The sequence below is a fragment of the Streptomyces sp. NPDC047042 genome (genome assembly GCF_040644035.1).
GTDB lineage: Bacteria > Actinomycetota > Actinomycetes > Streptomycetales > Streptomycetaceae > Streptomyces.
This window is the reverse complement of record NZ_JBEYVP010000016.1, coordinates 85989-99761: the sequence shown is the minus strand read 5'-3', so window position 1 is coordinate 99761 and position 13773 is coordinate 85989. Positions and strand designations below refer to the sequence as shown.

General features: G+C 72.2%; 11 protein-coding genes. 7 read left to right on the top strand and 4 right to left on the bottom strand.

Annotated elements, in window-relative coordinates; all coding sequences use genetic code 11:
- Window positions 1-168: 168 nt before the first annotated feature.
- Both lon and ABZ855_RS20125 read left to right on the top strand, forming a co-directional pair.
- Entirely contained in the window at window positions 169-2583 is a 2415-nt protein-coding gene (lon, locus tag ABZ855_RS20130) for an endopeptidase La (RefSeq protein ID WP_360808578.1), read from the top strand.
- 204 nt (window positions 2584-2787) lie between these two features.
- On the top strand, window positions 2788-3291 hold the full coding sequence (locus ABZ855_RS20125) for a MarR family transcriptional regulator (RefSeq protein WP_360808576.1): 504 nt from the start codon (window positions 2788-2790) through the stop codon (window positions 3289-3291).
- Window positions 3292-4216: 925 nt separating this feature from the next.
- Here the strand turns inward: ABZ855_RS20125 and ABZ855_RS20120 are convergent.
- Window positions 4217-5008, bottom strand: a complete 792-nt coding sequence (locus ABZ855_RS20120; RefSeq protein WP_360808574.1) for a hypothetical protein — start codon at window positions 5006-5008, stop codon at window positions 4217-4219.
- A 452-nt stretch (window positions 5009-5460) separates the two neighbouring features.
- Here ABZ855_RS20120 and ABZ855_RS20115 point away from each other — a divergent pair, with 452 nt between their 5' ends.
- Genes ABZ855_RS20115 through ABZ855_RS20095 form a run of 5 tightly spaced genes read left to right on the top strand, consistent with a single transcriptional unit; the run spans window position 5461 to window position 11263 of the window.
- On the top strand, window positions 5461-8361 hold the full coding sequence (locus tag ABZ855_RS20115) for a sensor histidine kinase (RefSeq protein ID WP_360808572.1): 2901 nt from the start codon (window positions 5461-5463) through the stop codon (window positions 8359-8361).
- Window positions 8358-8912, top strand: coding sequence for a roadblock/LC7 domain-containing protein (locus tag ABZ855_RS20110; protein WP_319210935.1), 555 nt, complete (start codon window positions 8358-8360; stop codon window positions 8910-8912). The genes ABZ855_RS20115 and ABZ855_RS20110 overlap by 4 nt, the downstream gene beginning before the upstream one ends.
- A complete protein-coding gene (locus tag ABZ855_RS20105) occupies window positions 8909-9316 on the top strand; it encodes a DUF742 domain-containing protein (RefSeq protein WP_319210937.1) in 408 nt (135 codons plus the stop codon). Before ABZ855_RS20110 ends, ABZ855_RS20105 begins: the two co-directional genes overlap by 4 nt.
- Window positions 9297-9962 (top strand): ATP/GTP-binding protein, encoded by a 666-nt coding sequence (locus ABZ855_RS20100; protein WP_360808569.1) that lies wholly within the window; start codon window positions 9297-9299, stop codon window positions 9960-9962. The genes ABZ855_RS20105 and ABZ855_RS20100 overlap by 20 nt, the downstream gene beginning before the upstream one ends.
- A 47-nt stretch (window positions 9963-10009) precedes the next feature.
- Window positions 10010-11263, top strand: coding sequence for a styrene monooxygenase/indole monooxygenase family protein (locus ABZ855_RS20095; RefSeq protein ID WP_360808567.1), 1254 nt, complete (start codon window positions 10010-10012; stop codon window positions 11261-11263).
- On the opposite strand, the gene ABZ855_RS20090 is transcribed toward ABZ855_RS20095, so the two are convergent.
- The 3 genes from ABZ855_RS20090 to ABZ855_RS20080 form a co-directional block, all read right to left on the bottom strand.
- Window positions 11236-12492, bottom strand: coding sequence for an NlpC/P60 family protein (locus tag ABZ855_RS20090; RefSeq protein WP_360808565.1), 1257 nt, complete (start codon window positions 12490-12492; stop codon window positions 11236-11238). The genes ABZ855_RS20095 and ABZ855_RS20090 overlap by 28 nt on opposite strands.
- 103 nt (window positions 12493-12595) lie before the next feature.
- Complete coding sequence (locus tag ABZ855_RS20085) at window positions 12596-12916, bottom strand: hypothetical protein (RefSeq protein WP_360808563.1); 321 nt, start codon at window positions 12914-12916, stop codon at window positions 12596-12598.
- A 4-nt stretch (window positions 12917-12920) separates the two neighbouring features.
- Window positions 12921-13586 (bottom strand): TetR/AcrR family transcriptional regulator, encoded by a 666-nt coding sequence (locus ABZ855_RS20080; protein ID WP_360808561.1) that lies wholly within the window; start codon window positions 13584-13586, stop codon window positions 12921-12923.
- Window positions 13587-13773: the final 187 nt, after the last annotated feature.

The following is a 13773-nucleotide window of genomic DNA, read 5'->3' as shown; positions in this document are numbered from 1 at the left end:
ATTTGTAATGGTTGATGTGTAGTAATGAGTGTTACGTAAGTGACTGTACGGGCTCACTCGGCCGCCGCGGCAGAGATGATCGCTCACGGCGAACACGCCTCTGGGAACAATCGACCCCGCCCAAGCATTGAGTCGGCATAACTCAACTTGAGTGCCGAAGGGGAGATCATGGCTTCGACGTCCACACCGCTCACACTGCCCGTGCTGCCGCTCGACGACGAGGTCGTGCTGCCCGGCATGGTGGTTCCGCTGGACCTGAACGACGCCGATGTGCGTGCCGCGGTGGAGGCCGCCCAGGCCGCCGCGCGCACCGAGCCCGGCAAGCCCAGGGTTCTGCTGGTGCCGCGCATCGACGGGACATACACGAGCACCGGTGTCCTCGGCACCGTGGAGCAGGTCGGCCGGCTGGCCGACGGGGATCCGGGCGCCCTCATCCGTGCCCGGGGGCGGGTGCGCATCGGAGCCGGGACCACCGGACCAGGCGCCGCGCTGTGGGTGGAGGGGACGCGGATCGACGAGACCGTCCCGGACCCCGTGCCCGGTCAGGTCACCGAACTGGCCAAGGAATACAAGGCACTTGCCATCGCCTGGCTGCGCAAGCGCGGCGCCTGGCAGGTTGTCGACCGCGTACAGGCCATCGACGACGTCTCCACCCTTGCCGACAACTCCGGTTACTCGCCCTTCCTCAGCACCGACCAGAAGATCGAGCTCCTGGAGACCACCGACCCGGTGGCCCGGCTGAAGCTCGCCACCCAGCAGCTGCGCGACCACCTCGCCGAGCAGGACGTCGCCGAGACCATCGCGAAGGACGTCCAGGAGGGCGTCGACAAGCAGCAGCGTGAGTTCCTGCTGCGCAAGCAGCTGGAGGCCGTCCGCAAGGAACTGCGCGACCTCAACGGTGAGAAGGACGGCGAGGAGTCCGACGACTACCGGGCCCGCGTCGAGGCCGCCGACCTGCCGGAGAAGGTGCGCGAGGCCGCCCTCAAGGAGGTCGACAAGCTGGAGCGGTCCTCCGACCAGTCGCCCGAGGGCGGCTGGATCCGGACCTGGCTCGACACCGTCCTCGAACTGCCGTGGAACGAGCGGACCGAGGACGAGTACGACATCCAGGGCGCCCAGGCCGTGCTCGACGCCGAGCACGCGGGGCTGCAGGACGTGAAGGAGCGCATCACCGAGTACCTCGCCGTGCGCAAGCGGCGCGCCGAGCGCGGGCTCGGGGTCGTCGGCGGGCGCCGCGGTGGCGCCGTGCTCGCCCTCGTCGGGCCGCCCGGCGTCGGCAAGACCAGTCTCGGTGAGTCCGTCGCGCACGCCATGGGCCGTAAGTTCGTCCGGGTCGCGCTCGGCGGGGTCAGGGACGAGGCTGAGATCCGCGGGCACCGGCGTACGTATGTCGGTGCGCTGCCCGGGCGCATTGTGCGGGCCATCAAGGAGGCCGGGTCCATGAACCCCGTTGTCCTCCTCGACGAGATCGACAAGGTCGGCTCCGACTTCCGGGGCGACCCGGCCGCAGCGCTGCTCGAGGTCCTCGACCCGGCGCAGAACCACACCTTCCGCGACCACTACCTCGAGGTCGAACTCGACCTCAGCGACGTGGTGTTCCTCGCCACCGCCAACGTGCTCGAGTCCATCCCCGAGGCTCTCCTCGACCGTATGGAGCTCGTCCGGCTGGACGGGTACACGGAGGACGAGAAGGTCGTCATCGCCCGGGACCACCTGCTGCCCCGGCAGCTGGAGCGGGCCGGTCTGGAAGAGGCCGAGGTCACCCTCGACGAGAGCGCGCTGCGCAAGCTCGCCGGCGAGTACACGCGGGAGGCCGGCGTCCGCAACCTGGAGCGGTCCATCGCGCGGCTGCTGCGCAAGGTCACCGCACAGCACGAACTCGGGGAGCGGAAGCTGCCGTTCACCGTCACCGACGCTGATCTGCGCGCCCTCATCGGACGTCCCCACCACGTGCCCGAGTCCGCCACGGACCCCGCCGAGCGGCGTACGGCCGTACCCGGTGTGGCGACCGGGCTCGCGGTCACCGGGGCCGGCGGTGACGTCCTCTACGTCGAGGCGTCGCTCGCCGACCCGGAGACCGGCGCGGCCGGACTGACCCTCACCGGGCAGCTCGGTGACGTCATGAAGGAGTCCGCGCAGATCGCGCTCTCCTTCCTGCGCTCGCACGGGGCCGAACTGGAACTGCCCGTGGGCGACCTGAAGGACCGGGGCGTGCACATCCACTTCCCGGCGGGTGCGGTGCCCAAGGACGGTCCGAGTGCGGGCGTCACCATGACGACCGCTCTCGCCTCGCTGCTCAGCGGACGGCTCGTCCGGACGGACGTCGCCATGACCGGCGAGGTCTCGCTGACCGGGCGGGTGCTGCCCATCGGCGGGGTGAAGCAGAAGCTGCTCGCCGCGCACCGGTCCGGGGTCACCACCGTGATCATCCCGAAGCGCAACGAGGCCGACCTGGACGACGTCCCGGCCGAGGTCCTGGAGAAGCTCGACGTGCACGCCGTCACGGACGTCCGCCAGGTCCTGGAACTGGCGCTCACCCCGGCGGAGAACCCGGCGGAGGTGAAGGTTCCGGCAGCGGCGTGACGGACGCTGCCGGTCGGCGAGGGCCCGGGTCCCCACACAGGGGGTCCGGGTCTTCCCGTACGCCGATCCGGGGCCGAAGGGCCTTGGTCAGGGACCTGGGTGACGACGTCGCCCCGCGCCTGCGAAATACTGCCCCGAGCTGCGGCAACGGCCGTGTTCGACGGAGTCTTTCCGAGCGGCGAAAACCGGATCAGGGGTGCTGACGTGCACGAGGACGGGAACGGCGAGGGGAGCCTCGGCGAGCTGCCTGCCGAGGCCGCGACGCCAGGGCGCGCGGTCGAGCGGGAATTCCTCGCCCTGGAGCGCGAGTTGACCGTGTTCCTGCGGCGCGCCCGGGCCAACTCCGGGGAGATGGCCCGCGCGGTCCATCCCGACCTGGAGTCCTCGGCGTACGGGCTGCTGGTGCGGCTCGAGGAGTGCGGGCGCCAGCGGGCCACCGAGCTCGCGGCCTACATCGGCGTCGGCAAGGCCACCATGTCCCGGCAGCTGCGCGCCCTCGAGCAGCTGGGCCTCATCGCCCGCGAGCCGGACCCGGCCGACGGCCGCGCCTGGCTGGTCCACCTCACGGACGAGGGCCGCGTCCGTTTCCGCGCGGTCCGAGAGGCGAGACGGGAGCGGTACATGCGCGAGCTGATCGCCTGGGACCGCGTGGAGGTGGCCGAACTCGCCCGCCTGCTGCATCAACTGAACACGGGCATGGAGAAGTAGCCACCCCGGGCGCGCCGGGTGCGCCGGGTGCGCCGGGTGCGCCGGGTGCCCCGGGTGCCCCGGCGTTCCAGCGTTCCCGCCGCCCCGGCGACCCGGGCGCCCCCAGGGTCCCGGCGTCCCCGGCGTCCCGGCGACCCGGGGGTCCCGTAGCCCGGGCGACCCGGGCGCCTCGGCGTCCCGCCGTTCCGTCGACCCGGGCGCCCCGGGCGTTCCGGCGCCCCGGGCGTTCCGTCGTTCCGCCGACTCCGGCTGTTCCGCCGACCCGGGCGTCCCGCCGGCCCGGGCGACCCGGCATCCAGGCATCCTGCCGACCCGCAGACCCGGCGTCCCAGGCGTTCCGCGGACCTGCGGACCCGCCGCCCCGGCCGTTCCACCGACCCCGGCTGTTCCGCCGACTCCGGCTGTTCCACCGACCCGGGCGTCCCGCCGGCCCGGGCGACCCGGCATCCAGGCATCCTGCCGACCCGCAGACCCGGCGTCCCAGGCGTTCCGCGGCCCCGCGGACCCGCCGCCCCGGGCGTTCCGCTGTTCCGCCGACCCCGGGCGTTCCGCCGACCCCGGGCGTTCCGCCGACCCGCCGACCCGCAGACACCAGCGTTCCGCCGACCCAGCGTTCCGCCGACCCGCCGACCCGCCGACCCGCAGACACCAGCGTTCCGCCGACCCAGCGTTCCGCCGACCCGCCGACCCGCCGACCCGCCGACCCGCCGACCCGCCGACCCGCCGACCCGCCGACCCGCCGCCCGGCGCCCTGGGCGCCCCCCGCCCGCCGCCCTGGCGTTCCCGGGCGTCCCGCCGACCCGGGTGCCCCGGCGTTCTCGGGCGTCCCGCCGACCCGGGTGCCCCGGCGTTCCCGGGCGTCATGCCGACCCGGGCGCCCCGGCGTCCAGGCGGTCCGTCGACCCGGCGACCCGGCGACCCGGCGTCACAGTTCGACGTACACCACCGTCGCGTCGTCATGCGTCTTGCTGTGGCCCAGGCGTGGGCGGCCCGCGTCTGCGTCCGCTCGCTCCAGCTCCCGTACGCGCTGCACCAGTGCGCCCGCGCCCTCCTTGCGTACCGCGGTGAAGCATGCCGTCCAGTCGCCCTCGGCGAACTTCTCCACCCAGCGGGTCGCGCCGTCCGTCAGGGCGGCCAGGGCGTGTACCTCGGTGCGTGGCAGTGAGCCCGTCACCGCGCGGGACGCCACCGACGGGTCGGCCGCCGCCGTGAAGAAGCCGCCCTCCTTGTTCCGTACCGTCGCGTCGGCGATCGCGTCCGTGGCCAGGGATGCGCGGGGGACCCGGGACAGCCGGTCGTCCAGGTGCGCGGTGACCGTGCCGTCCGGGGACGCGGTCAGCAGGGCCGAGTCGGACAGCACCAGGTGCTCCACGACGGCCTCCGACCAGCGGGCGAGAACCACGGTTGCCTGGGGTGTGCGCGGGTGAGAAAGGTCACAGGTTTGTGCGTGGGCCTCGGCGGTACGAGAGATGGCCGCCGCCAGGACCTCGGTGAGGGTCATATCCCGTCTTGAAACCGACAGTTCGGTCAGCGCGCCGCCGAGCCGGGCCGTGTACCAGGGGACGGAATGCAGACAGCCCGTGCCGGTCCTGGGAGGGGTGACCCCGTCCAGGAGGACGAGTGAACCGCCCTGTCCGGAGGCGGGGAGCCCGATTGCCGCGAAGTCCTCATTGGGGCGGGCCGGATCGCCGGGCTCCGTGACGAGTTCAGTGCGCATCCGGCCAGTCTGCACGAGCCCTCCACAAGCTTCCCAAAAGGCTGGCAACAGTTGCCGAAACAGCGCGTAGTCGCTGGTCAGCCGCCGGTTTTGGGACGGAATGAGACACTCCGTGAAGACGTCGCGGCGGATAATGTCAAAGCCCGCCGCCCACGTCCAACCGGCCCGCCGGGCACAGGGGCAGCACAGGCCAGAGGAACTTGCCGCCAACTCCGCGCCCATGTTGACTCCTTGATGTTCACTCCTTTGAGTGGCGGGTCAGGTGACGCGCGCTCCCCGCCCACAGGCATGGGAGGGTCGGAAGCCGGACCGTGCCGGAGAACCGGAACCGTAACCGGGTGAGCGGCAGGCCAGAACCATCCGGGCGGCCATGCAGTTGACGGATCGTCATCCCGGTCCGGACGCATCGTCACCCGGGCCCATGGGCACACGAGTCAGGAATGCGAGCACCGGTGCAGAAGACGCGGCCTCGGCGCACAGGCAGGCAGACAGCTCCCGCGGGGAGCACTGCCGGCGGCGCCCCGACCGATCCCGCGGGCCGGGGACGCCCCGCACACGTCCGCAACCGGCTCATCGTGGCCGTCGCCGTCGTGGCCGCCGCGATCGCCGGGGCAGGTGCCCCGACCCTCATCGCCGCCTCCGCCCAGCTCCACGACTCCCAGGACCTGGTGACCCTCGCCGCGCAGACCCAGGACGCCCTGACCCTCGCCCACTCGCTCGCCGACGAACGCGACGAGGTCACCGTCTACCTCGCCGCCGGCCGCGCCAAGGTGAAGGCGCCCTCCGCGCAGCGCACCGCCCGAGTCGACCGCCAGGTCGGCGACCTGCGCGCGAACCCCGACATCCCGGCCGCCCTGCGCGCCGACCTGGACGACATCGCGTCGCTGCGCAAGTCGGCGCTCGCCGGGAAGAGCACCGCTCTCCAGGCGCACGAGACGTACTCCGCTGCCATCGCCGGACTGCACCGCCTCGCCGACCGGTTCGCCGAGCAGCAGCCGCCCCGCGCGGGCGCCGGCGCGTACGCCCTTGCCGAGCTCGACTCCGCCGTTCAGCAGGCCGCCGCGGCCCGGGGCCTCCTGCTGGCCGCGCTCAGCGTGCCGACGTCCACCGAGAGCGTGTACGACCCGATCACCGGACTGTCCTCCGAGCAGACCGTCACCTCCCCGGCCAACACCAGGCAGCGCACCGCGCTCAGCACCGCCGCCCAGCTGGCCCGGGTGCGCTCGGACGCGGCGCTCGCCGACTTCCGCGAGAGCGCCCCCGAGTCCTCGGTCGGCAGCTACGACTCCACGGTCACCGGACCCGAGGCCGACACCGCCGACAAGTACCTCGCCTCGCTCACCGACCAGCCCACGCTCTCCACCCGCGAGCTGGCCACCAGCCTCAGCGCCGTCGACGCGGCTCTCTCCGCCCGCGTCGACCTGATGCGCGGCGTCGAGTCCTCCCTCTACGACCGCCGCGCCAAGGCTCTCATCAAGCTCCGCGACGACGACGTCACCGACCTGGAGATCCGGATCGCCGCCCTCGGCGCCCTCCTCCTGGTCGCCGTGGGTATCGCCACCGCCATGGCCCGCACCCTCACCCGCCCGCTCTCCGTGCTGCGCCGGGGCACCGCCAGGCTCGCCGAGGCCGCCGACCCGCTCGCCGAGGAACCCGTCAAGTTCACCGGCCGCAACGACGAGTTCGCCCAGGTCGTCCGGTCCGTCAACGCCCTGCACGCGCGTGCCCGCGCCGTCCACGAGCGCATCGCCACCCTGGAGTCCGACCGCAAGCACCTGGTCGGCCAGCGCCAGAAGATGGCCGACGCCCGCGAGGAGCTGCGCGCCGAACTCGACGCCGCCGCCGTGCAGTTGACCCGTACCCGGGACAGCATCCACGGCACCTTCGTGAACCTCGCGCTGCGCACCCTTGGCCTCGTCGAGCGCCAACTCGCCGTCATCGAGGGCCTGGAGGAGCGCGAGCAGGACCCGGACCGGCTCGCCACCCTCTTCAAGCTCGACCACTTCGCCACCGTCATGCGCCGGCACAACGAGAACCTCCTCGTCCTCGCCGGCGCCGAACACGGCCAGCAGCACGCCAACCCCGTCCCGCTCGTCGACGTGGTCCGCGCCGCCGTCAGCGAGATCGAGCGGTACGAGCGGGTACGCATCGCCGCGCTGCCGCCGCACGCGCATCTCGCCGGGTTCGCCGCCGACGACGTCAGTCATCTGCTGGCCGAACTCCTGGAGAACGCCACCTCGTTCACCCCGCCGGAGCTTCCGGTGGAGATCTCCGGGTGGCTTCTGGAGAGCGGCGAGATCATGCTCTCCGTCCAGGACGAGGGCATCGGTATGACCGCCGAGCGCCTGGTCCGGCTCAACTCCCGCCTCGCCGACTTCGATCCGGACGCCCCGCACGACACGACGGGGGACGCCGAGGAGGACGGCGGCGAGGGGATCGGGCTCGGGCTGTACGTCGTCGCGCGGCTCGCACATCGGCACGGCGTGCGGGTGCAGTTGCGGGAGCAGAAGGACGGCGGTGTCGCGGCGGTCGTCATCCTGCCGAAGACGCTGATCGCCCCGGACCCGGCCGCCGTACCGCCGTCGGTCAAGTCGACGTCCGGCGGCGCGACGCTCTCCTTCCCGGGGGCCGACGCGGAGGTCAACTCCAATGTCCTGCAGGGGCGTTCGGAGGCCGAGGAACCCGGCGAGGGGGAGGTGGACGCGGTGCCTGCCGTGTCGCCGCTCGACGACCCGGCCGTGGCCGACGCCCCGGACCCGATGATCGCCCTGGCGGAACGGGCCGTACGGAACGCCGAGGCGGAGGCAGAGGCAGAGGCAGGGGTAGGGGCAGGGGCAGCGGCAGACGCCGAGGCCCAGGCGGACGCCGAGGCGGAGACGGCCACGGCAGCGGGCCGGCACACGGACGCACCGGCCCCGGAACCCGCCCCTGAGCCCCTTCCCGCCCCCGAGCCCCTCCCCGCGTCCGAGATCACCATGGAACTCCTCCTGCCGGTCCCCCCGGCCGAGGACACCCCCCAGCCGGCCGCCGACACCACCGCTGACCCCTACGCCATCGGCCCCGACGCGCACGAGCGTGCCGACGAGGAGCCGGTCACCGACAAGGGGCTGCCCAAGCGGACCCCGAAGATCACCGCGCCCGCCGCGCCGCCGAGAGCGCGCGTCGGATCCGTCGACGCGGAGGCCCTGCGCCGCAGACTCGGCGGCTTCCAGAAGGGCGCCCGCGACGGACGCCGTGACGTGGAGGCGGAACTCGCGGAGCAGACGGAACAGACGGAACAACCGGCTCGTACGGCACAGCCCGCGCGGGCCGAAGAAACCACGGGGGGAACAGTCGAGGAGGCAAGCAGTTGACCGCGCCCAGTACCTTCGGCCTGAGTAGTGAAGCCCGCAACCTGCACTGGCTGCTGACCAACCTGGTCGAGGAGGTGCCGGGACTGACGTCGGTCGCGGTCGTCTCCTCCGACGGGCTGCTTTTGCTCTCGTCAGACCCAGACCGGAACGCGGAACGTCGGCCCGACCAGCCGACCGGCCCCAAGGGCTCCGCCGCGGACCTCGCCACGATCGTCTCCGGCATCGGCAGCCTCACCATCGGCGCCGCGAAGCTGATGGACTACGGGGGCGTCAAGCAGACCATGGTCGCGATGGAGGACGGCACCCTCTTCGTGATGTCGATCAGCGACGGCTCGCTGCTCGGAGTGCACGGCTCCCCGGACTGCGACATGAGCGTGGTGGCGTACCACATGGCGCTCTTCGTGGGCCGCGCCGGACACGTCCTGACCCCCGAACTCCGCAGTGAACTCAGGGAGTCGATCGAACGCCGCTCGGTGGTCGACGAGCCCGCCGGGGTCGGTCCGATGGCCGTCAGGGCCGGGCGCGGTCGTTTCGCGGAGGGTGCCAAGTGAGTACGCCGGGCACGCCCAGGCTTCCCGTCCGGGGCGGCGACCGCAAACCGGCACGGGTACGCCCGTACTCGCTGACCGGCGGCCGGACCCGCTTCGGCCATGTCCTCCTCGTCGAGACGTTCGTCGCCGCGATCGAAGCGCCGGAGGAGCGGAGGGAGTTGGAGAATGGTTCCCTCAGCACTCGGGTCATGCCGGAGCTGCGGGCCATCGTCGAACTGTGCCGCCGGATGCGTACGGTGGCCGAGATCTCCGCGCTGCTGAGAATGCCGCTGGGTGTGGTCCGCGTGCTCCTCAGCGATCTCGCGGACCAGGGAAAGATCCGTGTGTACGGAACCGGCCACGGGCCGGGGCAGCCGGACCGCGCGCTGCTGGAAAGGGTACTGAGTGGACTCCGTCGTCTCTGACGTCGCCCGTGGTGTCTCCCCGCTGCTCCAACTCCCGCCGGAAGGCCAACCCTCCGCGCGGGAAGAGGAGTTGCGGCCCTGGCAGGAGGACCGGACCCGGGCGCCGATCGCCACCAAGATCGTGATCGCGGGCGGGTTCGGCGTCGGCAAGACCACGATGGTCGGCACCATCTCGGAGATCGAGCCCCTCCAGACGGAGGCGCTGATGACCGAGGCGAGCGAGGACACCGACGACCTCACCGCGACCCCGGACAAGCGGACCACGACCGTGGCCATGGACTACGGCCGTGTCACGCTCGACGACGACCTGGTCCTCTACCTCTTCGGTACGCCGGGCCAGCAGCGGTTCTGGTTCATGTGGGACGACCTGGTGCGCGGCGCGATCGGCGCCGTCGTGCTGGCCGACACCCGCAGGCTCAAGGACTGCTTCCCCGCGCTCGACTACTTCGAGAGCTGCGGGCTGCCGTACGTCGTGGCCGTCAACCACTTCGACGGCAGCGCCGAGTTCGACGCCGAGGACGTGCGGGAGGCGCTCACGGTGCCCGCGCACATACCTGTCATGATCATGGATGCGCGGCGCCGTCTCCCGGTGATCGAGACCCTGCTCGCCCTGGTGGGGCACGCGCTGGACGTCAGTCCCGAGTAACAACGGCAGCCGGCGAAAGCCGGTGACAAGGGGAGAGACCAGACCGTATGCGGAAGATACTCGTCGTCGGAGCCGGTCAGGCCGGACTCCAGACAGCCCTCGGACTCCAGTCGCACGGGTACGAGGTCACCCTGATGTCCAACCGGACCCCGGACGAGATCCGGTCCGGCCGGGTGATGTCCACGCAGTGCATGTTCCACACCGCCCTCCAGCACGAGCGCGATCTCCAGCTGAACTTCTGGGAGTCCCAGGCCCCGAAGATCGAAGGACTCGGCGTCTCGGTCGCGGCCCCCGGCTCGCACGACCCGGGCCCGACGCAGCGTGCGATCGACTGGCTGGGCAGGCTCGACGGCCACGCGCAGTCGGTCGACCAGCGGGTGAAGATGGCCGGCTGGATGGAGACGTTCGCCCAGCGCGGCGGCCAACTGGTCATCCATGGTGCGGCGGTCGGCGACCTCGACTACTTCTCCCGCACGTACGACCTGGTCCTCATAGCGGCGGGCAAGGGCGAGCTGGTGTCGATGTTCGCCCGCGACCCCGAGCGCTCCCCCTACAGCGAGCCCCAGCGCGCACTCGCCGTCTCCTACGTCCACGGCCTGGGCCCGCGCCCCGAGCACCCCGACACGGAGGCGGTCCGCTGCAACCTGGTCCCGGGTGTCGGCGAGCTGTTCGTCATGCCGACGTTCACCACGTCGGGCCGTGCCGACATCCTGTTCTGGGAGGGCATACCCGGCGGCCCGCTCGATGTCTTCAACGGCGTGCGCGACCCGGCCGAACACCTCTCCCTGACCCTGGAACTCATGGAGCGGTTCACGCCGTGGGAGTACGCGCGGGCCACCAAGGCCGAACTCACCGACGCGGGCGGCACGTTGGCCGGCCGCTACGCGCCCACCGTCCGCAACCCGGTCGGCCGGCTGCCCGGCGGCGGTCTGGTCCTGGGCGTTGCCGACGTGGTCGTGGCGAACGACCCGATCACCGGCCAGGGTTCCAACTCGGCCTCGAAATGCGCGGCTTCGTACCTCGCCTCGATCCTCGAGCACGGCGAGAAGGAGTTCGACGAGGCCTGGATGCGGGACACGTTCGACCGCTACTGGGACACCGCCAAGCACGTCACCAAGTGGACCAACGCGATGCTCGCCCCGCCGCCGGAGCACATCGTCAACCTGCTGGGCGCGGCCGGCCAGCTGCCGCCCGTGGCCAATCGTTTCGCCAACGCCTTCGACGACCCCTCCGACTTCGAGAACTTCTTCTACGAACCGGAGCGGACGGCCGCCTACCTGGGGTCGGTCGCGGGCGCGTAGCCGGCGGGGCCACTGGGGCCGGCGGTGTCGGCAGCTCCCGTGGGCGCGGTCGCGAGGGAGTAACCCTCGTCCGGGCCCGCCGTGGCGTCGGCGGGGAGCGTCGGCGGGGTGTACCGCCGCAGGGGCTCCCCGTCCGGGTCCGGCCGTACGGCGCCCAGCACCGGGTTGGCCGCGAGCGGCGACACCTTCACCTTTGCGTCCGGCCGCGGCGCCTGTACGACCATCCCGTCCCCGAGGTACAGCGCCACATGCGTCGCCTCGGGGAAGTAGACCACCAGGTCGCCGGGGCGCAGTTCGGCCAGCGGGATGTGCGGGAGTCGCGCCCACTGTTCCTGGCTGGTCCGGGGGATGGGCCGCCCCGCCGACTCCCAGGCCTGTGAGGTCAGGCCCGAGCAGTCGTACGTCGCCGGTCCCTCGGCACCCCACTCGTACGGCTTCCCGAGCTGCGCCACCGCCTGCCGAACCGCCCGCTCACCTTCCGCGGAGGGCTTCCGGTCGGCACTGAGGGCACCGGAGGTGATGAATTCCCGCTGTCCATTGGTCACTTCGGTGCGCTCCAACTCGGCAAGTTCTGCGAGCTGTTCGGGGCTCAGCGAGGCGAGCAGTTCCTCCACCTCCCGCAGCCGTCGCCGTACGGTGTCGCGGTCCTTCTTCTGCTTCTCCGCGAGGGTGAGCTGCTCGTCCAGGGCGGCTCGGGCCGCGCGCGCCAGGCCGTCGGTGTGCCGTTCGCCGCCGACCAGCCGGCCCACCGTCTCGACCCGCTCCAGCGCCAACTGCCGGATCACATGGCCCTGTTCGAGGGCGTGCTGCGGGTCGCGGGCCAGCAGCAGCCGCACGTACGGGGAGATGTCGGTGCTGTTCTGGTACTGCTGCCGGGCGAGCCGGCCGAGGGCGCCGCGCCGCTCGCGCAGGGAGAGCCGGGCGCGTACGAGCCTGCTGTCCAGCCGCCGGACCTCGGCGCGCTGCCGCTTCAGCCGCTCGGCGGTGGCGGTGTAGGTACGGGTGGCCCGCTCGGCCTCGCGGTACAGACGCTGAAGATCCGTCAGGAGGGCGGCCACGGACGGTTCTGCAGCTGAGCTGGTAAGGGGCTCGCGCGGAGATCCGGTCGTCGATGGGGTGGGGGCGGCGCCGGGAGTCGGGTCCGGTGCGGCCATCGCGGGGATCGGGGCGAGGAGCGTGCCGGCCGTCATCGCCGCCGTACACACCAGACGCAGAAGCCTTCCTGACACGTCATCACCTCCGGTGCGAGGCGGCCCTTCCGCTCCGCACCGCGAGCTTGTGACGCGGGCGCGAGGTCCGCGCGGCGAGCGTGCGCGGTTCGGCCCAACCCCGTCACCCGTCGGTGTCGTCCGGCTTGCCCTGCGGCGTGGCGCCTGGTCGTGTGGCCGGTTTCGACCACGGCCAGCGCACGGTGCCTTCGCCGCCCCTGTCGCCCTCGGGGTCGTACGCGTACTTCCAGCCCGGGTGGAGGCCCAGCTTTCCCGGTTGATCCCTCGGCACGCGCCGGTAGACCAGCACGGTCGGCGGTCCGCCGGCCGAGTCCGGCACGGGAACCCGGTACGTCTTCGGGGGGTGCCCGGTCGGCCCGAGCAGGATGGGCAGCACACGGCCGTCCAGGGGGCCGCCCTCGAAAGCGGTGTCTTGGCTCTTCACGGGATCAGTGTCCGGTATCCGTGCCGGTGTCCGTGCCCAGCGCGTCGCGTACGACCGCCGCGGTCTGCGGGTCGCGGCCGGCCGTCACCATGAGGACCGCCATGAACTGCTCCACCAGCCAGTCCCGCAACTCGTCGACCGGCGGATCCTTCTCCTCGTCCAGCCAGATCAGCGAGGCCGCCTCGACCGCGGTGATCCACATCCGTACGGTCATCCGCAGCCGGGGGCCCGGTTTCTCGACCCCGAGATGGCTGAGGATGTGCTCGGCGGCGGTACGGCGGACCCGGTCCACTATGGCCGTCGTCCGGGACGTCTCGACGACGCTGCCGCCCTGGAGGAGGGCGCTGAAGCCGGCGTCGTGCTCGTCGACGAAGGCGAGGTAGCGGTTCAGGGCGCGGGAGAGGCGGTCGGGGAGCGGGCCCTCGGGGGGTTCGTCGAAGCAGAGCTCCAGTTCCTCGGCGGCGGAGCGCAGCGCGGCTTCGTACAGCTGCTGCTTGCCGCCGGGGAAGTAGCGGTACACGAGGGGGCGGGAGACGCCGGCTGCCTCCGCGACGTCGTCGAGGGAGACGTCCTCCGGGGGGCGGTGCGCGAAGAGGGAGAGGGCGGCTTCGAGGAGCTGGCTGCGCCGCTCCTCGACGTTCAGACGGCGGTAGGCGGGGGCGGCGGGCATGTGTGCAGGGTAGTCGGCGGGGGCGGTTGCGTTTCGGGTGCGGGTGCGTTGTGGCTGGTCGCGCAGTTCCCCGCGCCCCTAAAAGACAACGACATGGGCCTGCGGCCTGAAAAAGCAGGGGGCGCAGCCCCTGCTTTTCAGGGGCGCGGGGAACTGCGCGACCAGCCCCCACCGGGCCGGCACTCTC

Coding starts and splice junctions, on each gene's coding strand:
- lon (WP_360808578.1), top strand. CDS start 169: ATGGCTTCGACGTCCACACCGCTCACACTGCCCGTGCTGCCGCTCGAC.
- ABZ855_RS20120 (WP_360808574.1), bottom strand. CDS start 5,008: ATGCGCACTGAACTCGTCACGGAGCCCGGCGATCCGGCCCGCCCCAAT.
- ABZ855_RS20095 (WP_360808567.1), top strand. CDS start 10,010: ATGCGGAAGATACTCGTCGTCGGAGCCGGTCAGGCCGGACTCCAGACA.
- ABZ855_RS20080 (WP_360808561.1), bottom strand. CDS start 13,586: ATGCCCGCCGCCCCCGCCTACCGCCGTCTGAACGTCGAGGAGCGGCGC.